We start from the raw sequence: 22,707 nt of genomic DNA on the forward strand, positions 1-22,707 counted from the left end.
TTGAAGCCAATCTACCCACTCAAGTTTTACGCGCCACCACATAGCGCGAAATGGCTGGAAAATTCCCTGATTCAACGATCTCGAAACCCGCGAAAATCAATGCATCTTCATACTCTTTGTTAGTTAAGAAGCGGACGAAGGGTGCTTTGCCAAGCCACTGCATTGGAGGAATCATCGCCTTGAAGAGAAACCGTTTAAAGCCAACGGATTTATCACCCAAGCACGGCGTTTTAGAGATAAAGTAGCCACCCCTTGGAAGAACCTTATTGATGCCAGCAAAGACGTCTTCGGCGTCAGGAACCAAGTGAAACAGGTTAAACCCTAGCACGGCATCGAATGTCTCGAGCACTTCAGTTGACTGCCGCGCCGTAGCGACACGAAATTCTGTGTTCGTGATGTCGGCCGCTTTTGCCTTGGTGATCGCAATATCCACCATCGCGGGCGAAATATCCGTCCCAATAATCTGACGAACATCCGGTGCGATGAGTAATGAAGTGGAACCTGTGCCACATCCCAATTCAAGGACGCGGTCATCCGACCCTAGATATGATTTGGTCCGTTCCAACGTATATTCGTACGATGCCATGTCCTTGATCGGATCTTGTGCGTACTTGGGTGCGATTTTATCCCAAAAGGTTGCTGCGTCTTTCATGATGATCTCCTTTGAACCCACCCTACATTTGCATTGGTCGCAGCGGAATTGACGAATATCGCAAGATATCTATACGTTTACGTATGGATATAGACCCTGATAGACTCGACTGGGCGCATCTACGCAGCTTTCTCGCCACTGCGGAAACCGCGTCATTGTCGGGTGCAGCCCGCAAGCTCGGCCTTACACAGCCAACGCTTAGCCGCCAAGTTGCCGCTCTAGAAGAGAACCTTTCGGTGCTGTTGTTTGAACGGGTCGGGCGCGGCCTAGAACTGACCGATGCCGGCCGTGAATTGCTGGTGCATACGAAAGATATGGGCGCAGCGGCACAACGACTCGCCATGACGGCAACCGCGCAAAGGTCTGATATCGGAGGGAAAGTTCGCATAACTGCGAGCGATATCTTCGCGACGATCTTCTTGCCAAAAATAGTCGTCGAAATCCGCAAACGTGCGCCGGGCCTGAGCATTGAGATCGTCGCGACCAATGATATTTCGGATCTGATGCGCCGCGAAGCTGACATCGCCATCCGCAACGTACGCCCTGAACAGCCCGATCTCGTGGCCCGTTTGGCACGCGAAGCTAAAGGGTGTTTCTATGCGTCTAACGAGTACCTCGCTCGGCGCGGGACACCCAAGACACGTGCAGAACTCGCGACCCATGACTGGATCAGTTTCGGGAGCGAGGCCCAAATGGTCGCCTATCTCAACTCAATTGATGTACCCATAACCCTTGATGCTTTTAAGGTCGGGTCTGAAAGCGGGGTCGTTTCTTGGGAATTGGCGAGGGCAGGCATGGGGATCAGTCCGATGGACAGTATCGTCGGAGATGCAGATCGAAGCATGGAACGGCTTTTACCCGGCGACCTCGAAATCATGTATCCCGTCTGGCTCGTGACCCATCGGGAAGTCCACACCAGCCCACGTATTCGGCTCGTGTTTGATATTCTAGCTGAAGCATTGTCAGACAAAGGATCGGTATAAATTAACCATATTTAGGCCCAACTTCCGCACTTTTTGAAAGTTACCCCTACGGCAATCATTTTGAAACTTTGTAGGATTAAGCATTATGTTCAGCTCTATTTCAGCATTCATTTCCAAATTTCGTCGCTCAGAAGACGGGGCCGTAACTGTCGACTGGGTCGTTCTAACAGCCGCTCTCGTTGGACTTAGCATCGCAATATTGTCGCAAGTCGCGACGGGCGCAGAAACTGCGTCTGACAAAATCGCAAGATGCTCACGGATCGTTGGCAACCAGTTGCTACGCGACCAATCAACGGATGCTCGATCCTACGAGTGGCGTTTGGCACGCGCACAACGCAATTGTGGTCGGCTGTAAAACTGAAGTTTAGCCGCGCAACGTGCCGCCGGTAGCTTTGGTAACTTTCTCGATGATCTTCGCGCTCACAGCTTCGATGTCGGCCTCTTTGAGGGTCGCATCGTTCGGCTGAAGGCGTACGGTCATCGCGAGGGATTTCTTACCTTCCCCCAAGTTTCCGCCGATGAATTCATCAAAGATACGAACGTCGTCGATCAGCGCTTTGTCTGCACCTGCCGCTGCATTCGTAGCGGTGAGTGCATCCACGCTCGCATCCATAACGAATGCAAAATCACGTTCAACGGCCTGCAAGTCTGGCACAGAGGCCGCGCCACGATTGACGGTCGCGTTCTTTGGCATCGGAATTTGTTCTGGGAACAGAACGAAGCCAACAACAGGTCCTTTGACGTTCAGCGCCGTCAAGATTTTCGGGTGGATTTCACCAAAGATGCCAAGAACCTTTTTCGGGCCAAGGCAGATCATTCCGTGACGACCAGGGTGCCACGCATCGCCCGCACCGCGTAGGATTTGAACTTTGCTCGGCGCACCCATCGCAGACAGAATTGCTTCAGCGTCCGCCTTAGCATCGAAAATATCAACGTCACGCGATGCACCATGCACATTTTTCGGGCCAGTTTTCCCGACAAGAATACCCGTCACAAGGCTGTGCTGTTCCGTTGGCTCACCACCATGGAACGCATCACCCGCTTCAAACAGCGCGAGGTTTGCTTGACCGCGAGCTTGGTTGCGTGCCGCAGCTTGCAACAGGCCCGGCAACAATGCAGGGCGCATGTGGGACATTTCCGAAGAAATCGGGTTGGCCAGCATCGTGGCATCCGTACCGCCACCAAACAACGTCGCAGACGCTTGGTCGATGAAGGAATATGTCACGCATTCATTGTAACCAAGCGCCGCAGTTGTCCGCCGTGCCATCTGCAACCGTTTTTGCATCGGGGTTAAAACAGGGGCCGGAACACCCGCACGCACACGTGGCATTGGGACTGGCTTAAGGTTAGACAAGGACGCAATGCGCGCCACTTCTTCAACAAGGTCAGCTTCGCCCTGCACGTCCGGACGCCAGCTTGGAACCTTGGCCATATCGCCATCCATCACAAAGCCCAAAGCCGTCAGCGTTTCGCGCTGCGTGTCGGCCGGAATGTCCATCCCAACAAGGGAAGAACAACGGTCCGTGTCCAACTTGTAAGCGCGCGACGTGTCTGGAACTTCGCCTGCCTGCACAACTTCAGACGCCTCACCACCTGCGTTATCCACGATCATCCGCACCGCATGTTCCAAACCGATCGGCGTGAATGCTGGGTCAATGCCGCGTTCAAAACGGTACCGCGCATCAGAATTAAGCTTTAGTGCCCGACCCGTGTAGGCTGTACGGATCGGGTCAAAATACGCTGCTTCAACGAAAACATTCACAGTGTCTTCGGTGCAGCCAGTCCGCAAACCACCCATCACGCCGCCAATGCTTTCCGGCCCTTCGGCATCGGAAATCACAATCGCGCCCTCAGGGAATATGTATTCTTTTTCGTCCAAACCAACGAGGGTCTCGTCACCCTTGGCGCGGTGCAAACGCAGCGCGTTGCCCGTGATCTTATCGGCATCAAACACGTGCAAAGGGCGGTTCAAATCGTAAGTGAACCAATTTGTGACATCCACGAGGAAGCTAATCGGACGCAAACCGATGGCGCGCAATTGTTGCTGCAGCCAATCGGGGGATGGGCCGTTTTTTACACCCTTGATCAGACGACCAAAGAAAACCGGCACATCAGATTTCGCATCTTCATCGATGGTGACGGTTACAGGGCTAGGGAAACTCGCCTCAACGACATCAACGTCACGCGGTTTCATCACGCCAAGACCACGCGCTGCCAAATCACGCGCAACGCCGCGCACACCCAACGCATCTGGGCGGTTCGGCGTAATCGCAATCTCAATAACAGGATCAACTTTAGACGGATCATGCTCCGCCAAATAGTCAGCAAAGCTCTGGCCGATCTCACCAGCGGGAAGCTCGATAATACCGTTGTGTTCCTCAGACAGCTCAAGCTCTTTCTCAGACGCCATCATGCCGAAGCTTTCAATCCCACGGATTTTGCCGACGGAAATCGTGATGTCGAGGCCAGGAATGTATGTGCCAGGCTTGGCGACTACGACAGTGATCCCCTCGCGTGCATTCGGCGCACCACAGATGATCTGGGTCGGGCCCTCACCCGCATCAACCGTACAAACGCGCAGCTTATCTGCATCAGGATGCTTTTCCGCAGCCGTCACCTTACCGATCACAAAATCAGACAGTTTCGCGGCAGGGTTTTCAATGCCCTCAACCTCAAGACCAAGGTCCGTCAGCGTGTCTGCGATCTCGTCAACGGAGGCATCCGTGTCGAGGTGCGATTTGAGCCAAGAGAGTGTGAACTTCATGCGTTTGGTTCCTGCGAAAAAGGTGTTGGCGCGGGTTTAACGGACCTTGGCCCAATGGGAAAGGCTGAACGATTAAGACCGCGGTTCGATTTGCCGCCCGTCGAGGTCTTCGACCAACTGGAAGAATTCAAAGACCAGCATCATTTCCGGATCAAACTTATGATCCAGCTTGATCGCCGCTTTGGTGGCTTTGCGCCACGCAACGAATTCGTCACGTCCCAGATCGGAATGGGCCATGTTGGTGTTTACATCGCAGTAGCGGATTTGCTGAACCTTCACGGTTTTGATGACCAGCGCAGGCGTGTTGTTCCAATGGGCGATGATGTCGGTGCGGCCTTCAACAGGCATCGACTGCGGGTCGTCCTCGAAATCCGCCAACGGCGCACAAAGCGCGCGCTTGGTCCCACGACGCACAAGGTTAATCTGCGCCGTGCAGCTTTCCGCGTCATGGCCCAACTTGAAGGTGCCCGCACCGGGGTAGGTTTCTTGGAGATCTTCGTATTCTGGCATGGGTAACTCCGTAGGGCGGGATTTATCCCGCCTTTGTGCGCGGAACGGCGCGGCGGGGCAATCCTATCGAGAGGTATCTTCTCGATCAGTAAATTTGGGCCGTAAATTGTACCCCTTTAGGGGGTTATTTGACTGACAAGATAGTATCAGCTCTATTTCTTTTTCATTGAGCTGCTGCTTAGTCGCCGTTGTAGACGACCAAATCACCTGTTTTCTGACCATAAAATCATCGAGCTCAGCTTGGGAAAAATCCTTGTAGAAAGCATCGGGCTTCGCCGATCCAAAGTAATTTGGCGAATCCGTTACATCCTGCCCAATGTAAACCTTACCGTTCGGGTAAGTGATCTTGTAGACGACTTTGCGAGGTTCTCGCACCCCTACCCCCCATGCACCGTCGGCACAGACAACGCACTAAACCCGTAGTGGCGCAGCCAGCGCAGGTCGGACTCGAAGAACGCGCGCAGGTCGGGGATGCCGTATTTCAGCATGGCGATGCGGTCGATACCCATGCCGAAGGCGAAGCCTTGGTATTCGTTGGGGTCGATGCCGCCAGCCTGCAAGACCTTGGGGTGCACCATGCCAGAGCCGAGGACTTCGAGCCAATCGTCGCCCTCGCCCACTTTAACGGTGCCGCCAGAGAACGAACACTGGATGTCGACTTCGGCGCTTGGCTCCGTGAACGGGAAGTGGGACGCGCGGAAGCGGGTTTTGACCTCGGTGCCGAAATAGGCGGTGAAGAATTCCTCAAGCACCCATTTCAGGTTCGCCATGGACAGGTTCTTATCAATCGCCAGCCCTTCGACCTGATGGAACATCGGTGTGTGCGTCTGGTCATAGTCCGCGCGGTACACGCGACCCGGACAGATAATACGGATCGGAGCGCCTTGTGCCTCCATAGACCGGATTTGCACAGGGGACGTGTGTGTGCGCAACACGTGCGGCGGGCGATCGTCGCCATCGTCGCGGTGCATATAGAACGTGTCCATCTCAGCCCGTGCTGGGTGATGGCCCGGAATGTTCAGCGCGTCAAAGTTATACCAATCGGTATCAATCTGCGGGCCTTCAGCCGTGGCGAACCCCATATCCGCGAAGATGGCCGTGCACTCTTCCCAGACTTGCGACACAGGATGGATTGAACCAACGCGGGCGTTGCGTGCAGGCAAGGTCACGTCCAGCCACTCGGCTTTCAGACGCTCATCCAACGCCGCATCGCCCAGCGCCATTTTCTTGGCAACCAGTGCGGAGTTGATCTCATCCTTGAGGGCATTCAGCGCCGGACCCGCCACTTGGCGTTCTTCCGGCGTCATCTTCCCAAGCGAGCGCATCTGCAAGCTGATCTCGCCCTTTTTACCAACGGCCTGAACCCGAAGGTCTTCCAGCGTAGCTTCATCGGCAGCATTGCCAATCAGGTCGAGGTATTTTGATTTCAGATCGTCCATGTCGCGTGCCCTTTATCACTTGGGTTTCAGGTAGCGAAATGGTGGGTGGCTTGCAAGGTTTCGGGCCGAGAAACGGTGTCGGTAAATCAGCTTCACACGCCAGCGCGACACCACCAAACAAAAAAGGCCGCCCCATCACAAGGCGGCCTTTCTAACTTCTAGCGTTGTTTTGGCTTACGCCATTGCAGCTTGTGCTTTTTTAACAATCGCACCGAATGCATCAGGCTCGTTGACGGCAAGATCGGCGAGAACCTTACGGTCCACTTCGATGCCAGCCAAGTTCAGGCCGTTGATGAAACGGGAATATGTCAGTGTTTCGTCGATACCGCGAACAGCAGCGTTGATACGCTGGATCCACAAAGCGCGGAAGTTGCGCTTACGGTTGTGACGGTCGCGTGTTGCGTATTGGTTCGCCTTATCGACGGCCTGACGCGCAACTTTGAAGGTCGTGGAACGACGGCCGTAGTAGCCTTTTGCCTGATCCGTTACCTTCTTGTGACGACGATGAGTGACTGTACCACCTTTAACTCGCATATCAGATCCTCCTTAGCGCGCGTATGGCATCATGCCCTTGATGATCTTCGCATCAGGGGCTGAAAGGGTTGTTGTGCCGCGTGCGTTACGCAGGAACTTATTAGAGCGTTTGATCATGCCGTGCTGTTTACCAGCTTGGGCAGCTTTGACTTTGCCGGAGGCAGTCATCTTGAACCGCTTTTTGCAGCTCGATTTGGTCTTCATCTTGGGCATTTCCATCTCCTCTTAGGGTAGGTGCGAAAACGCGACTCGGCATGCCACTTAAGCCGGACGCGCGGTTGGAAATCGGTGATTAGCCGAGGTAGTGATTTATGGCAAGTAGATTCGCGGCAATTAGTTGATGTAGCGACCAACGACGCCGACAAAAACATCAGGGATGTCATTTATGGCATAACCACTGGGTTTTTCATTCACGGCCAGCGCGATCAGCCCCCCAGCGATCATAATCGCGATCGCTGCCGCTCGCGGCACGCGCCCATCTGCAAATGCACCCATAATGGACGGAATCGAAAAACCACCCACCACAAGCCCGATCACTAACATAAGATCCGGATCCATAACTTCACCCCAACTCCAAAAGTTAAGGAAATGTTACTCCGAAGTAGCCGCCAAAATCAAATTTTCATCACAGGGTGCGACACGCAGGATATTAGTGCTGCCCGGCGTGTTGAATGGAACACCCGCTGTCACGACAACCAGGTCGCTCTTTTCGGCAACCCCTGTCGACAAAGCAGAGCGCACCGCTTCGAGCACTGCCGTCTTAAAGCGGTTCACAACCTTGTCGGTCATAACGCAATTCGTGCCCCAGCTGAGCGCAAGGCGGCGAACAGTCTTAATGTCGCTGGACATAACAATGATTGGCACACGCGGGCGTTCGCGAACGGTCAACAGCGCAGTTGTACCGGACTGGGAATAACAACAGATCGCCTTAATGTCGGCGGTTTCCGCAATCTCACGTGCCGCAGCAACGATACCGTCAGCGACGCTACGACCAGATGTTTTACGGCTCGCCTCGATGATTTGCGTGTACGTCGGGTCGGCTTCGACTTCGACGGCAACATTGTTCATTGTCGTCACGGCTTCGATCGGGAAATCACCTGCCGCAGATTCAGCGGACAACATGATCGCGTCTGCACCTTCATAGATCGCAGTCGCAACGTCTGAGACTTCAGCACGTGTCGGCATCGGAGATTCGATCATCGACTCAAGCATTTGCGTCGCAACGATCACAGGCTTAGCAGCCGCACGGCTTTTGCGGATCAGCTGTTTTTGAATTGGCGGCACGTTTTGAACCGGCAGTTCAACACCCAGATCACCACGGGCAACCATGATGCCATCGGACACCGCGAGAATTTCATCAAACGCTGTAACCGCAGACGGCTTTTCAATTTTTGAGAGGATCGCAGCGCGGCCATTGGCCAATTTGCGGGCTTGTTCAACGTCTGCAGCGCGCTGAACGAAAGACAGCGCAAGCCAGTCCACACCCAACTCACAAACGAATTCCAGATCTTTCAGGTCTTTTTCGGACAACGCCGCGAGCGGCAGCACAACATCAGGAACGTTAACGCCCTTACGGTTGGAAATTTGGCCCGCAACGGTCACTTCGCAATCCGCAAAGTCACGACCACATTCTTTGACGCGCAATTTGATCTTACCGTCGTTCACCAACAGGTGCGCGCCGGGCTCAAGTGCGTCGAAAATTTCTTTGTGCGGCAACTGCACGCGCTCGGACGTGCCCGGTGTGTCATCCAGATCAAGACGGAACGATTGACCAACTTCCAAGTTTTCTCCGTCATCTTTCGCAAATACGCCAACGCGCAGCTTTGGACCCTGAAGATCGGCAAGAATGGAAATCGTGCTGTTCAGGTCTTTTTCAACCTTGCGGATAATCTCATGGCGGACCTTGATTTCAGCGTGGTCGCCGTGGCTCATATTGAGGCGAAAGACATCTGCGCCGGCCTCATGCAATGCACGGATCATTTTGTAATCGTCGGATGCTGGGCCTAAAGTTGCGACAATCTTAACGTTGCGATCACGTTTCATGGTGGTATTCCTCAGTTTAAGCGGCATTGTCCAATAGCAGTTACCGCTAACGGTTTGCGGCCTTATACCGCATCTGTCCGTGCCTACAACTGCCCTCAACGGATTACCAAATTATGACAACGGCATCATTTGAACCATTTTGCCTACACGGCGCCGAACGGCGGTCCCGCTGGCTGATTGCTTGCGACCATGCATCTAACGCCGTTCCGCCCTGTATTGGCGGTGGTACATTGGGATTGCCCGACGCAGATATGCAGCGCCACATTGCCTATGACATCGGTGCGGCTGGAGTTACGCGGGCCTTGGCGGATGCCCTAGATGCCCCAGCCATCTTGTCAAATTTCTCGCGTATGGTGATTGACCCGAACCGCGGCCCGAATGACCCGACCCTTTTGATGAAACTTTATGATGGGTCAGTTATTCCTGCCAACCGGCATGCAGATAGCGTTGAAAAAGCGCGTCGCACGAAAGCGTTCCATGCGCCCTACCACGACGCCTACGCCGAACTAGCATCGCAGCAAGACGATACAGTGATTGTTGCCATTCACAGCTTTACATCACAGCTAAGTAGCCGCCCGGTGCGCCCTTGGCATGTTGGAGTTTTGCACGCGACAGATGATTGTCTGTCCAGCCCATTGCTTTCGCTTCTCAACGACGAGGATGACCTTTGCGTCGGCGACAACGAACCTTATGCCAGCCATTTCCCAGGTGATGCGATTGATCGCCATGCCTTGCAAACCGGTCGCGCGCATACATTGATTGAATTGCGCAATGACCTTATCGAAACAGCAGAACAACAGATAGCGTGGGCAAACCGACTGGCCCCGATCTTGACCAAAGCCCTAACCCAAATGGAGGCACCGGATGCCACAGATTGATGCACAAACTCAGCTCGAGCTCGAAGCGGCCGCGTTTCGCCGACTGCAAAAACACCTGATGGAAGACCGCACAGATGTGCAAAACATCGACATGATGAACCTCGCTGGTTTTTGCCGCAACTGCCTGAGCCGTTGGTACCAAGAGGCCGCAGCCGAGCGTGGGATTGAGATGTCTAAGGACGAAGGGCGCGAGGCGTTTTACGGAATGACGATGGCCCAGTGGAAGGCCGAGTTCCAAACCGAATCGACGCCCCAGAAGGACGCCGAGTTTCGTGTCGCCTTTGACGAGAATGTGGCGAAGACGGATCGCTAGAGTCCGACAATTCACCACTGATCGGGCTTATTGTTCACCAGTCATTGATGGCCGCGGATATTTTTTGACCCACCAGCCCCGTTCTGGTTGAACCATGCAGGGGGCGCGTGCAGGAAAGACTGCACAGTGTGAGGTTTGTGAGATGCTACCGTTTGATATGGATGTAATTACGGCACCAGTTTGCGTTGGTCCGATGACATTGACTGCGCCTGTACTGGCACCCGTTGTGAAAGATTTCGACCCTCGCGTTGAACGCCTGACGTTCAAACTTTCAACGAAAGACGCTGACGCAGACTTGTTCTTGCACAACTTTCTGAATGGCAGCGACGTTCAAGTAGAAGTCGACGGGCGTGTCATTGTTACACTGCTAGGCTGCAGTGCAGATGACATTCCCGAAGACTGCCTGACGTTCGAATTCGAAGACTAGGGCGACTACTTCGCGAGCGTCTTCGCTTGGGTGACCCAGTTGTCTCGCGTTACGCGGCCCTTGAACCCTTCGAGGTTATCATCGACCCATGCGACTTCGCTTGGGGACCAAGCTGCGATTTGATCGAAATGGTAATAACCGAGCGAATTGCACAGTCTTTCCATTTTCGGCCCGACGCCTTTGATCAGCTTCAGATCATCAGGGATTCCGTTACGCGCCGCGTCGAGACCTTGGGGCTTAACGCCCACGTCTGATACAGCTTCTTCTACCACTGGTGCTGCAACAGGCGCGGCAACCGGAGTTGGTGTCGGAATTGGCGTTGGTGCAGGTGCTGGCTCGGCCTTGCGTGCCTTCTCTGCTTCGAGTTCGGCGCGTAGACGACGCAATTCTGCATCTTTCGCTGCGGATGCTTGTTCGCATTCGCTACAGTCCGCGCCGCGGCCCCAAATCAGCCAGCCTGCAAACAGACCAATCAAAGCGGCGAGTGCCAAAAGCACCCAAATCTCAGTGAGCAAGAAGCCCCATTCCTTAAACATCTCTGGTTCCTTCCGTCTCTAACTTATGGGTTGCGCAGGGCGCCACGTTCGAACCATTCGATTTCGGTCCGACGGTTTTCAGCGCGCCCTTCTGGCGTTTCATTATCTGCGATTGGTTGCGTTTCACCGAACCCGATCGATGTGATCGCACGTTCTGGCACGCCCCGAGCAATCAAGGCTGAGCGCACAGTGGCCGCACGGTCTTGGCTAAGGATTTGGTTCTGATCTGCATCGCCTTGTGCATCCGTGTGACCGGCGACTTCGAGTTCGAGATCGGCTTCCACACATGGCACAGCGATTGCAGCCAAAGCATTGATCACGCGGGCCGATGCGGCATCCAGTCGGGCAGAGCCAGACAAGAAGTTGATCCCACCGTCTGCCATCTGTAGCGCTGTCTGCTCGGTGCAGCCCGCAACAGAGGTTTCAAAGTTCAAATCAGGGATCCAATATCCGTTGAGGTAAACTTCACCCAGTCCAGTTGCATTGTTGACGCGATAAGCGCCCTGTTGTGGGAGGTTTTCAGTGGCGCTGATTGTAAGGGCAACGTCAGATGGCAGGCGTTCGGCCAAATCTGCTGCGACAAGATCAACGTCGATGCCAGGTGCCATAACCACATCAAGCTCGGTACCGTCCCCGTCACGTGACAGCTTCAGTGTTTCGATTTCAGGCAAATATTCGGATGTGACCGTCAACATTTCAACGGCTGGGCCTGCAGTGTCGTCCTCTAGGGCGACACCTGTAGTGCCTTCTAGATTTGGAACGCCCAGCGCATCGGACAGATCACTAACCTCAAGCGTTGTTGGCAGACGACCTTCGATTGTCGCGCCAGTTGCAGCGTCATAATCAAGCACCCAAGCAGCCGGCGAACCGTCATCAAGGTATGTAAACTCGCGGGTGATCTGTGTATCAGGTGCTGCATTTTCCAACGCCGCATCAAGCGCTGCATTCACTTTCGGTGATGTCGCAGTTCCTGTCAGCGTGATTGCATCAGCTGTCGCAACCAAAGTGCCTTCATTCAAAGACCCCAAAGCAGCAACACCGGCGTTTGCGTTCGCTGTAAATGCGCCATCCGCGTCAGGGCGGAAACTTGTCGCCCCAGTTGGATCAACAGCAACATCAGTTGGGCCAGATAGCGTAAAGTCTGCAGGAAGTTTTCCGTCTGCAGTGGCGGTTGAGCCATCCCATGCAACAGAAACCTGCAATGGCTCGCCATCATCCCAAAGTTCGATATCTACGTCTTGGGAATAAGTCGCAGGAAGACCCGCTAGGGCGGCTTCAGCAGCAGCTTTTCCCTCAGGGCTGGCTTGGCCACGCACCATCAAGGATGTCTCCTCTAGGGACACCTCACCATCAATCAACGATCCTGTCGCTTGCACAACAGTACGGGCGGCATCCGGCCAATCAGCGTCCGCAGAAGCCAGCGGCGATTGCATTGCGTCAAATCCCGCAAACCCAGCGTCGCCATCTAGTTCTGTAGGCAGCTTCGCACTGCCTGTTACTGCACTAGCTGCAACGATTAGATTCAAACGCAACGGTGTCCCGTCATCCAAAACATCAATTTGAACATCGGATGTGTAACCATCCGGCACGGAGCCCAATGCGGCATTCGCGGCTGCAAATTCTGCTGGGCTGTTCGCCACACCAGAAAGCGAAAGATCGGTACCCGAAAGTGTCATCTGACCTGAATTGAGAGGGCCAAGCGCCGCCCGACCCGAGGCCGCAAGCTGCGCCCATCCATCTGGTGCACCAGCGGCAAGCGGCAGATCAGCAGCGACATCACCCAACTGAGCCTGCGCCGTATACGATGGAACAACGCCCTCTGCGGTCATCGCACCATCGTCTGTCTTTGAAATTTGAATTTCAAATGGGTCTGCAACAGGCAAAAGTTCGACAGCGTCGACATTCACCACACGCACACCTTCAATTTCGGAGTACTCGTCCCGCAATTGATCAAGCGCCGCTTGATCCACCGCCAGGCCTGATGCAGTGACATCCCGACCGGACACCTGAACATCCACCGGCAACTCTGCCGCTCCGGAAATTCCACCGGCACGTTCAGTGATAACGTCTTCCATACTTACGGCATGGTTCGTCGTGGCCACGTAGCCCAAACCACCAACACCCGCGACCAATACAGTCCATCCAACTAGCTTGCGCACATTCGCCTCCGTCCAATTAAAGACACAGTGGCAAGTTTTCAGATAAAAGCAACGGGGAGAAACATCATTCCTAACTCATTACCGAATTAGATTGCAGCTTTGCGGCTTTCATCGAGGTAGATTTCACGCAAACGCGCCGCAATATTTCCTGGCTTACCAGTGCCAATCGCTGCGCCATCAACTTCGACAACAGGCATCACGAACGTGGAAGCAGACGTAATAAACGCCTCATCCGCGCCTTGCGCTTCTTCAATGCTAAAGCTGCGCTCTTCGACCTTCATCTGCGCTTCTTTTGCAAACCGAAGAACCGCTGCGCGCGTGATCCCATGAAGGATCTCGTTTCCCAAATGACGCGTGATAATCGTATTACCTTTGACGATATAGGCGTTGTTGGACGTGCCTTCGGTGACGTTTCCGTCTTCGACCATCCATGCATCGTCACACCCAGCAGCTTTCGCCATCATCTTGCCCATAGACGGGTACAACAATTGGGTTGTCTTGATATCACGGCGACCCCAGCGTTGATCTTCGATAGAAATGATCTTGATCCCGACTTTAGCCGCTGGATTGTCAGCTAGGCCCGGTTTGGACTGTGTGAACAAAACCAATGTCGGCTTCACGTCGTCGCTTGGGTAAGCGAAATCACGATCCCCTGCGCTGCCACGGCTGACCTGCAGATAGATCATACCTTCATCAATCTCGTTCAAACGCACCAACTCGCGGTGTATTTCCAACAGATCGTCAAAGGCCTCAGGCTTTTGCATCCCAAGCTCGCTTAGCGAACGTTCAAGCCGCGTCGCGTGGCCAGCAAAATCAATCAACTTTCCACCCAGCACGGATGTAACTTCATAAACGCCATCTGCCATCAAAAACGAACGATCAAAGATTGAAATCTTTGCGTCTTCTTCAGACAGGTAGTCCCCATTTAGGTAAACAGTGCGGCTCATGTCGTTATCCCCAGAGTGCTGCGACGGGTGGATGCACGCCGTCTTCATCAAATTGCAATGCGTGGGTGCGGTCTTCGGCCAATAGCAGCGGCCCGTCAAGGTCTACGACCTCGGCCCCTTGCGCGACAATCGTCGCAGGTGCCATCGCAAGGGACGATCCGACCATGCAGCCGACCATAACTTGGTAGCCCTCAGCACGCGCTGCCGTGTTCAACGCCAGCGCCTCTGTTAACCCGCCCGTTTTATCGAGCTTGATGTTCACCATGTCATATTTGCCCTTCAGGTCCGGCAACGACGCGCGGTCATGGCAGCTTTCATCCGCGCATACCGGCAACGGGCGAGCGATCTCTGCAAGCATGCCATCTTGCCCTACGGGCATTGGCTGTTCGACCATACTGACACCAAGACGAATAAGATGCGGCGCAAGGTCCGAATAAACCTCCGCGGACCATCCCTCATTGGCATCCACAATGATCGTACTTTTTGGCGCCCCTGCCCTTACTGCCTCAAGTCGCGCCATATCATCTGGCGTGCCCAGTTTGATTTTTAGCAACGGGCGATGCGCGTGCTTCGCCGCGGACGCTCGCATGTTTTCAGGCGCATCAAGCGACAAGGTAAACGCAGTTACGCAGGGCTTTGGTGCGGCAACGCCAGCCAATTCCCAAATACGCTTGCCTGCTGTTTTTGCTTCCAGATCCCACAAGGCACAATCAATAGCGTTTCGCGCCGCCCCTGCATCAAGCAAATCGTAAAGGCCTGCACGGCTCACGTCCTCAGGAAGCGCTGCAATCTGCTCGGTCACGCTCTCCAAAGTTTCGCCATACCGCGCATAGGGGACACATTCGCCCCAGCCAGTAACGCCCCCACGAGACACCTTCACCGTCAAAACTTTCGCTTCTGTGCGGGACCCACGCGAGATTGTGAAAACCTCCGCGAGCTTAAAAACGTCCTGCGTAACGGTGATACTCATGCGCAACTCTTTCGCTTCTTTGGCTCAAAAATACTCAATCAGGTGATCGATCTTGATCAGACTAAAGCGCTTTAAGCGCATCCACCAGACGTCCTGCTCCGTGACGGAACGGGTCAACTGTCGGCAAGCCGATACGATCTTCGATTTCCGCGAGACATTCATTCGCCTCGGTCTCGGTCAGGTGCTGGGTGTTCACAGATACCCCGACAACTTGGCAGTCGGGGTTTACAACACGCGCCAGAAGCAACGCCGTGTCGCGCAGCGCCTCAAGCGACGGCAAGTTGTAATCCGGCAAGCCACGCATATGCGTGCGTGTTGGCTCATGCGCCAATACCAGAGCATCCGGCTGACCACCGTGCACCAACGCCATCGTCACACCTGAATAAGACGCATGAAATAGGCTTCCTTGTCCCTCAATCTGGTCCCAGTGGTCGGCGTCATTGTCCGGTGTCAGGTATTCAACAGCACCCGCCATGAAATCCGCAACAACTGCATCCAACGGCACGCCGCCGCCGGTAATCAAAATCCCTGTCTGTCCCGTTGGGCGGAACGTGGATTTCATGCCGCGTTTACGCATTTCTGCATCCATCGCGAGGCCAGTGTACATCTTGCCTACAGAGCAATCTGTCCCTACTGCCAAGCAGCGCTTACCGGTGCGCTTTCCACCGGAAGCAATCGGATAGGCCACCGACGGAATCCGCACATCATGAAGTGAACGACCAGCGGCATCCGCAGCAGCAACTAAGTCATCTTCGTCTTTCAAAAGATTGTGCAGGCCGGACGCCAAATCAAAGCCCATTTCCAGCGCTTCAATCAAAACATCTTTCCACGTCTGAGCAATCACACCGCCACGGTTCGCGACTCCAATAACCAATGTTCGCGCCCCGGCATCCCATGCTTCTTGCAACGTCAGATCATCGATCCCGACACTTGCCCCGCAGCCTGCAAGACGAAATTGGCCGACCGCATTTTCGGGACGCCAATCTTGGATGCCTTGCGCGACTTTTGCAGCAAGTTGGTCCGGCGCATCGCCGAGGAACAATAGATATGGTGTGGGAATCATGGCAGTCTCCTGGAATTTTGCACAATGTGGGGCAGGTTTGGCGGGAAGTCGTTCTCAATCAACAGCATTTTGTGGAAAATTAGGTTAATTATTGCAACCTAGGGTCAATTTGCGCAAAAATCTCCCACTTCACCGCTTTCTGCAGGCGCAAATTCGCACTTGCAGCATCCCGCGCAATAATCTACCTCTCAGGCCAACGAATACGTAATTTCATTACTTCAAGGATTGCCCATGTCTTTTCGCCTGCAGCCCACACCCGTCGCCCGCCCGAACCGTTGTCAGTTGTTTGGACCAGGCTCGAACACCAAACTGCATCCAAAAATGGCGGCAAGCGCGGCTGACGTTATCAACCTCGACCTTGAGGATTCAGTTAGCCCATCCGACAAAGACACAGCGCGCGCGAATGTGATTGAGGCCATCAACACAATCGATTGGGGCAACAAAACACTGTCCGTGCGCATCAACGGGTTGGACACGCCCTATTGGTATCGCGATGTCGTTGATGTTCTGGAACAAGCAGGCGACCGTCTGGACATCATCATGATCCCAAAGGTTGGCTGCGCGGCTGACATTTATGCCGTGGACGCACTGGTCACTGCGATTGAAACCGCCAAGGGTCGTACTAAACCTATTGGTTTTGAGGTTATCATCGAATCCGCTGCGGGCATCGCCCATGTCGAAGAGATCGCCGCCGCGTCCCCACGGATGCAAGCGATGAGCCTTGGTGCCGCGGATTTCGCGGCCTCAATGGGTATGCAAACGACGGGTATCGGTGGCACGCAGGAAAACTATTACATGCTGCACGGCGAGAACCGTCACTATTCGGACCCATGGCACTGGGCGCAAACCGCGATTGTTGCCGCCTGCCGTACGCACGGTGTTTTGCCAGTCGACGGACCGTTCGGGGACTTCTCGGACGACGAAGGTTACCGCGCACAGGCACGGCGCAGCGCGACGCTAGGCATGGTTGGTAAATGGGCGATCCACCCGAAACAAATCGCATTGGCCAACGAAGTATTCACACCATCTGAAGAAGCCGTGGCAGAAGCCCGCGAAATCCTCGCGGCGATGGCAGAGGCCACTGCCCGCGGCGAAGGTGCCACTGTTTACAAGGGGCGCTTAGTGGACATTGCGAGCATCAAACAGGCTGAAGTCATTGTAAAACAATCTGAAATGATTGCAGGTTAACGCCACCTCCACCTGATCTTAACATTTGCAAGATTTTCCCGTCAGGCCTGCGTACAGATTCCGTATATATTCCGTATAGAACCTGTATAGCTCTGAACGCATACGTTCGGCGTTAACCTTTTGCAGATACGTCAATATCTGCGGATTAGACGTTGGTGTCTGAGATCAGACCTGAGCAAGGGCAGCTATGCTGGGTGACATCGCCCAGCATTACCCTATCGAGCGCGTAATCATCACACCTGCCCAAGCGGCAAACCCAGTCAATAATCCGCCCCAGATCGTGTCGATAGCAACCTGCTGGAGCGACCAATCACGAAGTGTCGCGTAGTTTGTGAATTCATAGGTTCCATAGGCCAGAAGCCCCAATGCAATGCCGCCGAAGAAGGCTGCCGTTGGATCATTGTCTTTGAGGGCAGGCGCCGAAACGAACCAAAGCACCCCAGCGATATAACCAAGATAAAACACGGCAGCGGGTCCTACGCGAAACGGATCAGCGAAAAGATGCGCGACATGGCGGTCAAACACCGGTTTTATGAGCAGACGCAGGCCGACAGCGTCGGCGACGAAAAAGATCACGGCAGTTGAGAGATAGAGTACCAGAATGTTCATGAGCTTGGACCTTTCATGAATGAGAAGAAGGCGCGAAACGTTAACGCGGCAATGCCAATGGCCGCCAATGCAATCGCCGACCAGTTCGCGCTGGACGCGTTTTGGACAATCACGCCAATTAGCGCCCAAATGACGGCAACGGGGTAGCCCCATTCTCGGGGTCTTACTGATTGCACGATTAGGGCGACGACCAAAACGCCTGACAGACAAATGATCGCCGCGGCTTGGGCCGACACTATTGCGTAGCCCCCGAGGAGGACGCCAATGCCCACACCACTGGCTGCAGTTAACCAACCGGCATAAAGCGCGACAGGGCGGGCTTGTAGCCAAGGCTGTTCATGTCCAGCACGAAACAGGGCGAGTATTGCCGAAGCTGCCATTGCAACGATCATGACCGTGGCCAAAATTGGCGCGGCGTTCGCTGCTGCGATCCAGAACGTTCCGATGATCAAGCTAATCGCGAGCGGCAAGCGCATGGCCTGCCAGTCGGGATCATCTGCTTTACGCCAGAGGCCATATGCCGCCCCGATAAGCAGCCAAAGGTAAATGACGCCCCAAATCGAGAACGCGTAGCCTGCGGGCTGTACTGGTGGGTTAACTTGGACGACAGGAAACTGATCGGGCGTGAAGCCATTGAACCCAGTGGATGCCAGCGGTGATAAAACGAATGTTATCGTTGCAATCAGAACAACGTGGGGGAGGTATCTCATCATTGTGTTAACCTCTTGGTTAGGGGCATCGCCGCCCAGTAAGGAAGCGCGCTTAGCACCTTCAGGCCCCAAGTCAGGCGACGTGGGAAATGCACCTCAAAACGTCTTGAGGTGAGACCCGTTATGATCGCAGCGGCCGCACGTTGGGGTGTCACCATAGCAGGCATACGGAAGTCGTTGCGCTGTGTTAGGCGTGTGTCGACAAAACCAGGGTTGATCAGGCGGACGTCGATGCGCCCTGCAAGTTCTGCTCGCAGGGATTCTGCTAGATTGATCACACCAGCTTTGGTTGCCGAATAGATTTGGCCTTGAGGCAAGCCAATATAACCTGCCACCGATCCGCACAGCGCGAGCTGGCCGCCGTCCTTCAGCAGTGTTGGGCCGACTTGCGCAATGTGAAAGCTACCGGTCAGATTGGTTGAGACGATTTTCGCAGCCTTATCGGGGTCAAGATCGGCGATCTTGCCCGGGTCATAGATCGCGGCCAGATGCACAATGCGATCCAGCGCGCCGATCTTAGAAATCTCGGCGGCGGCTTTATCGATGCTGTTCCGGTCTGAGACATCCAGAGCAAGCGGTATGTGCCCTGCCCCGAGCTCTGCGGCCAAAACGTCCAGCCGATCTTGTGAACGTGCAGATATGATCACGCGCGCACCTCGTTGTGCCCATTCGCGCGCCAAGGCGGCACCGATGCCTTCGCTGGCGCCGATAATCCAGATTGTTTCGGACTTAGGCATGGGCCAACTCCACTTGAACAACGTCGGTCTGTCCGACAGCGAAAGATCCCGCACAAATCCCGAGGTAAAATTGCCAATTGCGCAGGAATTCGGCGCCATACCCTAACTTGTTCACCTTGGCCGACTGCTGAGTTAATCGATCACTCCAATGAGAGCAGGTGCGCGCGTAATCTTGGCCGAATGCATGATTTCCCTGAACCACAAGACCTGCACGTTTCGCGTGATCACCGATCACGGCGTCGGACAGTAACATGCCGCCGGGGAAGGTATATTGCCGGATGTAGTCGGCACTGCGCCTGTACGTTTCGAAATAGTCGTCGGGGACAGTGATCGCTTGGATAACGGCCCGCCCGCCTTCCGAAAGTCGGGCCTTAAGGGTGGCGAAATAGGTCGGCCAATACGTCTGCCCGACCGCTTCGATCATTTCGATGGAGACAATGCTGTCATACTGGCCCGTGCATTGGCGATAGTCCTGCAGACGGATTTCAGCGCGCCCGTCTAACCGTGCGTCGGCATATCCCTTTTGGCTGGGGGAAATTGTCAGGCCGGTAACCTGACGCCCATTGTCCGCCGCACGTTCAGCAAATCCCCCCCAACCGCAACCGATCTCGAGGACGCGTTCTGCGGACCCGATTTGGTTCAGAACACGGTCATATTTGCGGTTTTGCGCGCGTTCGAGGTCATCGTCCCCCGCCGCAAACATAGCAGACGAGTAGGTCATGCTTTCATCCAGCCAGAGCTGGTAGAATTCGTTGCCAACGTCATAATGCGCCCTGATGTTGCGCGCGGCCCCTTTTAAGGAATTGGCGCGCATCAGTCGGTTCACGACGCGAAACTTCAGGCTGCTCCAGAACCCTGCATAGGCATAGCCCCGAAACTGCTCGAGGTTTTTCAAAGCAACGGCTGTCAGGTCTTCGATTGAGGATGTGTCCCACAAGCCAGCGACATATGCTTCCCCCAGTCCGATGTCGCCGCGTGAAGCGATCGCGGTTACCACGGACCAGTCGTGAATCTGCATTTCGACAATTGGGCTGCCTTGACCAAAGTTGAACACTTCGCCTTCTGGCGTTCTGAGTTGCAGGCTTCCGGAATGAATTTGCGCGCAGGTTTCCAAAAAGTCGTGTTTTACGCGTTTTGTTAGGAAGAGCATTATGTGACCTCGGTCTTGGGGGGTGTCGGGCGAGTGCGGTATCGGGCACCCTTCAATTTCAATCGAACGGCCTGCCAGTGGATCAGCGCGATTGTTCGAAATGCACCAAATGGACGGCGCAGAACGGCTTTGACCAAATTCGCATTTGTCAGGGGCGCACGGGCCCCCGCGAGAGTGGCAACCACGCCTTCATCGCCGTGGCGGTAAAAGATGCGGATGGCGATGCGATCGGGCTGAATGTCAAAGCTGAATTCATAATTACCCTTCACCTCTTGGAACGGTGACACATGCAACGATTTTGGCGTGGTGATGCGACTGTCAGACGTGATGGGGGCAAAATTTGGCAAGTGGCACAGATACGAGTGACGGTCGCCAAACGGCGTTGAAACCTCGGCGATGACCGCAACCAGATCTTCGCCGCGTTTTGCCAACCAGAAGCTGACTGGATTAAAGCAATTTCCGAACAGGCGCGGCTGAGTGAGCAATTGTAGCTGATGGTCCGCCGCGGTGAGTCCGTTTGCCGTCAACACGTCACGGGCCCATTTGGCGCCTCGTCCGTTCTTAAGTGGCCCGCCGTGATCGCGATCATGGACCGCGGCGAGATTGAAACGATTGCGCGAAAACAAGCGTGGACCACTGGCATCTGTTTCTGGGTCTATCAGAACAAAGTCGACACCATAGCGAAAGCCATGCTTGATCGCCCCACGGCGCGCATGGGTCGTCACACCAACGACAAGTTCTGGCTGATGCGTCATGCGAGCTGCCGATCCATCATTCGAGCGATGCGGGCCGCGCTTGCAAACCCGTCTTCATGAAATCCGTGCCGTGTGTAGGCACCAGCATACCATGTGTTGTTATGGCCTTGCATTTCGGTCAGCTGCCGCTGAGCAATCAACGCCGGTGCGTCAAACACCGGATGTCGAAAGGTCTTTTGATCGTAGATCAATTCATCGGGGACGGGTTCGGATGGGTTCAAAGATACAAACAGCGGGTCATCTGACGGGATGTTCTGAAGGCGGTTCATCCAATACGTCACCCCTATGGCGGGTTCCGGTTGGGTTGTATCCGCCTTGTAAACCCAGCTTGACCACACGGAACGGCGCTTGGGCATCTGATTTTCGTCTCTGTGCAGGATCATCTGATTGTCCTGAAACCGGATCGCGGACAAGGCAGCACGTTCCTGTGGAGTCGGCTGCTCCAATAGGCGCAAAGCCTGATCCGAATGGCAGGCGAAGATCACTTGGTCGAACGGTTCAAGCGGGCCCGCGCTGCTGTTTACGGTGCTTTTTTGACCGTCACGACTGACGCTTTGCACGGCGGTTGCGGTTCGGATCGCAGCGCCACGCCCGCGCAGGCTATGTTCCAACCGACGCACGTATTCGATGCTACCACCGTCCACGGTCCACCACTGATGCTGGCCCGATGAGCTTAACAATGCGTGGTTACGGAAAAATTGTATCAGAGCGCGAGCAGGAAAGCCGCGAATTTCATCCGGTGGCGTCGACCAGATCGCGCCACAAAGTGGCATCAAATAGTAACGTTGGAACCAGTCCCCTAGTTGCAGATCATTCATCAGGTCGCCGATCGTCGCGGTATCGTCCGTCGCGAGCGCTTCGGCTTTGTCATTAAATCGCAGGATATCTCGGACCATGCGGACAAATCCGGGTCGCAGCAGATTGCGTTTTTGAGCCGTAAGCGCGCCGAAGTCGCGTAAACCATATTCGATTTCACCGCCGTTGATCGTGGCACCGAAGCTCATGTCGCTTTTGACAACGGGCACGTCTAGCTCTTGAAACATCCGTGTCAGGTGCGGGTAGTTCGCGTAATTGAAGACAATGAAACCCGTATCTACTGGCTGATCGCCGTTGAGGCCCGCGATAACGGTACGCGCGTGCCCGCCCAGCCTTGGTGCGGCCTCAAACAAGGTCACCGCGTGGTGGGGGGACAGAAGATGGGCGGCTGAAAGGCCCGATATACCGCCGCCGATAATCGCTATCCGCTGCGGGCGGATCGGAACTGCATCTAAAGACATTGAAACTCCGGTTGGTTGTTTGATTAGTTTACGCGCGTTCAAGCATTTCGGATCAAAAAAATG

25 protein-coding genes are annotated in these 22,707 nt (G+C 54.7%); 6 read left to right on the forward strand and 19 right to left on the reverse strand.

The window, feature by feature from the left end:
- Positions 1 to 19: 19 nt before the first annotated feature.
- The gene (locus tag OSB_RS14030) at positions 20 to 652 is read right to left on the reverse strand and encodes a class I SAM-dependent methyltransferase (protein ID WP_049835582.1); all 633 of its coding nucleotides are present in this window, start codon (positions 650 to 652) and stop codon (positions 20 to 22) included.
- A gap of 83 nt (positions 653 to 735) precedes the next feature.
- On the opposite strand from OSB_RS14030, the gene OSB_RS14035 reads away from it, so the two are divergent.
- Positions 736 to 1,635 (forward strand): LysR family transcriptional regulator, encoded by a 900-nt coding sequence (locus tag OSB_RS14035; RefSeq protein WP_049835583.1) that lies wholly within the window; start codon positions 736 to 738, stop codon positions 1,633 to 1,635.
- A gap of 85 nt (positions 1,636 to 1,720) precedes the next feature.
- The gene (locus OSB_RS14040) at positions 1,721 to 1,990 is read left to right on the forward strand and encodes a hypothetical protein (protein ID WP_049835584.1); all 270 of its coding nucleotides are present in this window, start codon (positions 1,721 to 1,723) and stop codon (positions 1,988 to 1,990) included.
- 9 nt (positions 1,991 to 1,999) lie between these two features.
- On the opposite strand, the gene pheT is transcribed toward OSB_RS14040, so the two are convergent.
- From pheT to pyk, 7 genes are all read right to left on the reverse strand, one after another.
- Entirely contained in the window at positions 2,000 to 4,399 is a 2,400-nt protein-coding gene (gene pheT, locus OSB_RS14045; RefSeq protein ID WP_049835585.1) for a phenylalanine--tRNA ligase subunit beta, read from the reverse strand.
- 72 nt (positions 4,400 to 4,471) lie between these two features.
- The gene (locus OSB_RS14050; protein WP_049835586.1) at positions 4,472 to 4,909 is read right to left on the reverse strand and encodes an ASCH domain-containing protein; all 438 of its coding nucleotides are present in this window, start codon (positions 4,907 to 4,909) and stop codon (positions 4,472 to 4,474) included.
- 377 nt (positions 4,910 to 5,286) lie between these two features.
- Positions 5,287 to 6,348, reverse strand: coding sequence for a phenylalanine--tRNA ligase subunit alpha (gene pheS / locus OSB_RS14060; protein WP_049835588.1), 1,062 nt, complete (start codon positions 6,346 to 6,348; stop codon positions 5,287 to 5,289).
- A 174-nt stretch (positions 6,349 to 6,522) separates the two neighbouring features.
- Complete coding sequence (gene rplT / locus OSB_RS14065; protein ID WP_049835589.1) at positions 6,523 to 6,882, reverse strand: 50S ribosomal protein L20; 360 nt, start codon at positions 6,880 to 6,882, stop codon at positions 6,523 to 6,525.
- Between the two features lie 12 nt (positions 6,883 to 6,894).
- A complete protein-coding gene (gene rpmI, locus OSB_RS14070; RefSeq protein ID WP_049835590.1) occupies positions 6,895 to 7,095 on the reverse strand; it encodes a 50S ribosomal protein L35 in 201 nt (66 codons plus the stop codon).
- 120 nt (positions 7,096 to 7,215) lie between these two features.
- Positions 7,216 to 7,440, reverse strand: coding sequence for a hypothetical protein (locus tag OSB_RS14075; RefSeq protein WP_049835591.1), 225 nt, complete (start codon positions 7,438 to 7,440; stop codon positions 7,216 to 7,218).
- A 33-nt stretch (positions 7,441 to 7,473) separates the two neighbouring features.
- Positions 7,474 to 8,925 (reverse strand): pyruvate kinase, encoded by a 1,452-nt coding sequence (pyk, locus tag OSB_RS14080; RefSeq protein ID WP_049835592.1) that lies wholly within the window; start codon positions 8,923 to 8,925, stop codon positions 7,474 to 7,476.
- A 113-nt stretch (positions 8,926 to 9,038) separates the two neighbouring features.
- On the opposite strand from pyk, the gene OSB_RS14085 reads away from it, so the two are divergent.
- From OSB_RS14085 to OSB_RS14095, 3 genes are all read left to right on the forward strand, one after another.
- The gene (locus tag OSB_RS14085; RefSeq protein ID WP_049835593.1) at positions 9,039 to 9,803 is read left to right on the forward strand and encodes an N-formylglutamate amidohydrolase; all 765 of its coding nucleotides are present in this window, start codon (positions 9,039 to 9,041) and stop codon (positions 9,801 to 9,803) included.
- Positions 9,799 to 10,116, forward strand: a complete 318-nt coding sequence (locus OSB_RS14090; protein WP_049836186.1) for a DUF1244 domain-containing protein — start codon at positions 9,799 to 9,801, stop codon at positions 10,114 to 10,116. The genes OSB_RS14085 and OSB_RS14090 overlap by 5 nt, the downstream gene beginning before the upstream one ends.
- A gap of 142 nt (positions 10,117 to 10,258) precedes the next feature.
- Positions 10,259 to 10,543: a hypothetical protein gene (locus OSB_RS14095; protein ID WP_049835594.1), complete on the forward strand. Its 285-nt coding sequence runs from the start codon at positions 10,259 to 10,261 to the stop codon at positions 10,541 to 10,543.
- A 5-nt stretch (positions 10,544 to 10,548) separates the two neighbouring features.
- Here OSB_RS14095 and OSB_RS14100 read toward each other — a convergent pair whose 3' ends face one another.
- The 5 genes from OSB_RS14100 to dgcN all read right to left on the reverse strand — a co-directional run bounded on the left by OSB_RS14100 (position 10,549) and on the right by dgcN (position 16,218).
- A complete protein-coding gene (locus tag OSB_RS14100) occupies positions 10,549 to 11,079 on the reverse strand; it encodes a hypothetical protein (protein ID WP_049835595.1) in 531 nt (176 codons plus the stop codon).
- A gap of 23 nt (positions 11,080 to 11,102) precedes the next feature.
- Entirely contained in the window at positions 11,103 to 13,238 is a 2,136-nt protein-coding gene (locus tag OSB_RS14105) for an OmpA family protein (RefSeq protein ID WP_049835596.1), read from the reverse strand.
- Between the two features lie 86 nt (positions 13,239 to 13,324).
- The gene (locus tag OSB_RS14110) at positions 13,325 to 14,185 is read right to left on the reverse strand and encodes a D-amino-acid transaminase (protein WP_049835597.1); all 861 of its coding nucleotides are present in this window, start codon (positions 14,183 to 14,185) and stop codon (positions 13,325 to 13,327) included.
- A 4-nt stretch (positions 14,186 to 14,189) separates the two neighbouring features.
- Complete coding sequence (gene dgcA / locus OSB_RS14115) at positions 14,190 to 15,155, reverse strand: N-acetyl-D-Glu racemase DgcA (RefSeq protein ID WP_049835598.1); 966 nt, start codon at positions 15,153 to 15,155, stop codon at positions 14,190 to 14,192.
- 61 nt (positions 15,156 to 15,216) lie between these two features.
- Positions 15,217 to 16,218: an N-acetyltransferase DgcN gene (dgcN, locus tag OSB_RS14120; RefSeq protein ID WP_049835599.1), complete on the reverse strand. Its 1,002-nt coding sequence runs from the start codon at positions 16,216 to 16,218 to the stop codon at positions 15,217 to 15,219.
- 231 nt (positions 16,219 to 16,449) lie between these two features.
- On the opposite strand from dgcN, the gene OSB_RS14125 reads away from it, so the two are divergent.
- Positions 16,450 to 17,406 carry an L-malyl-CoA/beta-methylmalyl-CoA lyase gene (locus OSB_RS14125; protein ID WP_049835600.1) on the forward strand — a complete coding sequence of 319 codons (957 nt, stop codon included), beginning with the start codon at positions 16,450 to 16,452 and terminating at the stop codon, positions 17,404 to 17,406.
- Positions 17,407 to 17,616: 210 nt separating this feature from the next.
- Here OSB_RS14125 and OSB_RS14130 read toward each other — a convergent pair whose 3' ends face one another.
- Genes OSB_RS14130 through OSB_RS14155 form a run of 6 tightly spaced genes read right to left on the reverse strand, consistent with a single transcriptional unit; the run spans position 17,617 to position 22,644 of the window.
- Positions 17,617 to 18,015, reverse strand: coding sequence for a DUF2177 family protein (locus OSB_RS14130; protein WP_049835601.1), 399 nt, complete (start codon positions 18,013 to 18,015; stop codon positions 17,617 to 17,619).
- Positions 18,012 to 18,728, reverse strand: coding sequence for a tryptophan-rich sensory protein (locus OSB_RS14135; protein ID WP_049835602.1), 717 nt, complete (start codon positions 18,726 to 18,728; stop codon positions 18,012 to 18,014). The genes OSB_RS14130 and OSB_RS14135 overlap by 4 nt, the downstream gene beginning before the upstream one ends.
- Complete coding sequence (locus OSB_RS14140) at positions 18,725 to 19,462, reverse strand: SDR family NAD(P)-dependent oxidoreductase (RefSeq protein WP_049835603.1); 738 nt, start codon at positions 19,460 to 19,462, stop codon at positions 18,725 to 18,727. The genes OSB_RS14135 and OSB_RS14140 overlap by 4 nt, the downstream gene beginning before the upstream one ends.
- Positions 19,455 to 20,612: an SAM-dependent methyltransferase gene (locus tag OSB_RS14145; protein WP_049835604.1), complete on the reverse strand. Its 1,158-nt coding sequence runs from the start codon at positions 20,610 to 20,612 to the stop codon at positions 19,455 to 19,457. The genes OSB_RS14140 and OSB_RS14145 overlap by 8 nt, the downstream gene beginning before the upstream one ends.
- On the reverse strand, positions 20,612 to 21,367 hold the full coding sequence (locus tag OSB_RS14150; RefSeq protein WP_049835605.1) for a DUF1365 domain-containing protein: 756 nt from the start codon (positions 21,365 to 21,367) through the stop codon (positions 20,612 to 20,614). Before OSB_RS14150 ends, OSB_RS14145 begins: the two co-directional genes overlap by 1 nt.
- Positions 21,364 to 22,644 carry an NAD(P)/FAD-dependent oxidoreductase gene (locus tag OSB_RS14155; protein ID WP_049836187.1) on the reverse strand — a complete coding sequence of 427 codons (1,281 nt, stop codon included), beginning with the start codon at positions 22,642 to 22,644 and terminating at the stop codon, positions 21,364 to 21,366. Before OSB_RS14155 ends, OSB_RS14150 begins: the two co-directional genes overlap by 4 nt.
- Positions 22,645 to 22,707: the final 63 nt, after the last annotated feature.

It is taken from the genome of Octadecabacter temperatus, assembly GCF_001187845.1.
GTDB classification, from domain to species: Bacteria; Pseudomonadota; Alphaproteobacteria; order Rhodobacterales; family Rhodobacteraceae; genus Octadecabacter; species Octadecabacter temperatus.

Bases quoted from the DNA above. Each gene is read 5' to 3' on its own strand.
- OSB_RS14030 (WP_049835582.1), bottom strand. From the start codon at position 652: ATGAAAGACGCAGCAACCTTTTGGGATAAAATCGCACCCAAGTACGCA.
- OSB_RS14035 (WP_049835583.1), top strand. From the start codon at position 736: ATGGATATAGACCCTGATAGACTCGACTGGGCGCATCTACGCAGCTTT.
- OSB_RS14040 (WP_049835584.1), top strand. From the start codon at position 1,721: ATGTTCAGCTCTATTTCAGCATTCATTTCCAAATTTCGTCGCTCAGAA.
- pheT (WP_049835585.1), bottom strand. From the start codon at position 4,399: ATGAAGTTCACACTCTCTTGGCTCAAATCGCACCTCGACACGGATGCC.
- OSB_RS14050 (WP_049835586.1), bottom strand. From the start codon at position 4,909: ATGCCAGAATACGAAGATCTCCAAGAAACCTACCCCGGTGCGGGCACC.
- pheS (WP_049835588.1), bottom strand. From the start codon at position 6,348: ATGGACGATCTGAAATCAAAATACCTCGACCTGATTGGCAATGCTGCC.
- rplT (WP_049835589.1), bottom strand. From the start codon at position 6,882: ATGCGAGTTAAAGGTGGTACAGTCACTCATCGTCGTCACAAGAAGGTA.
- rpmI (WP_049835590.1), bottom strand. From the start codon at position 7,095: ATGCCCAAGATGAAGACCAAATCGAGCTGCAAAAAGCGGTTCAAGATG.
- OSB_RS14075 (WP_049835591.1), bottom strand. From the start codon at position 7,440: ATGGATCCGGATCTTATGTTAGTGATCGGGCTTGTGGTGGGTGGTTTT.
- pyk (WP_049835592.1), bottom strand. From the start codon at position 8,925: ATGAAACGTGATCGCAACGTTAAGATTGTCGCAACTTTAGGCCCAGCA.
- OSB_RS14085 (WP_049835593.1), top strand. From the start codon at position 9,039: ATGACAACGGCATCATTTGAACCATTTTGCCTACACGGCGCCGAACGG.
- OSB_RS14095 (WP_049835594.1), top strand. From the start codon at position 10,259: ATGCTACCGTTTGATATGGATGTAATTACGGCACCAGTTTGCGTTGGT.
- OSB_RS14100 (WP_049835595.1), bottom strand. From the start codon at position 11,079: ATGTTTAAGGAATGGGGCTTCTTGCTCACTGAGATTTGGGTGCTTTTG.
- OSB_RS14110 (WP_049835597.1), bottom strand. From the start codon at position 14,185: ATGAGCCGCACTGTTTACCTAAATGGGGACTACCTGTCTGAAGAAGAC.
- dgcA (WP_049835598.1), bottom strand. From the start codon at position 15,155: ATGAGTATCACCGTTACGCAGGACGTTTTTAAGCTCGCGGAGGTTTTC.
- dgcN (WP_049835599.1), bottom strand. From the start codon at position 16,218: ATGATTCCCACACCATATCTATTGTTCCTCGGCGATGCGCCGGACCAA.
- OSB_RS14125 (WP_049835600.1), top strand. From the start codon at position 16,450: ATGTCTTTTCGCCTGCAGCCCACACCCGTCGCCCGCCCGAACCGTTGT.
- OSB_RS14130 (WP_049835601.1), bottom strand. From the start codon at position 18,015: ATGAACATTCTGGTACTCTATCTCTCAACTGCCGTGATCTTTTTCGTC.
- OSB_RS14135 (WP_049835602.1), bottom strand. From the start codon at position 18,728: ATGATGAGATACCTCCCCCACGTTGTTCTGATTGCAACGATAACATTC.
- OSB_RS14140 (WP_049835603.1), bottom strand. From the start codon at position 19,462: ATGCCTAAGTCCGAAACAATCTGGATTATCGGCGCCAGCGAAGGCATC.
- OSB_RS14145 (WP_049835604.1), bottom strand. From the start codon at position 20,612: ATGCTCTTCCTAACAAAACGCGTAAAACACGACTTTTTGGAAACCTGC.
- OSB_RS14150 (WP_049835605.1), bottom strand. From the start codon at position 21,367: ATGACGCATCAGCCAGAACTTGTCGTTGGTGTGACGACCCATGCGCGC.
- OSB_RS14155 (WP_049836187.1), bottom strand. From the start codon at position 22,644: ATGTCTTTAGATGCAGTTCCGATCCGCCCGCAGCGGATAGCGATTATC.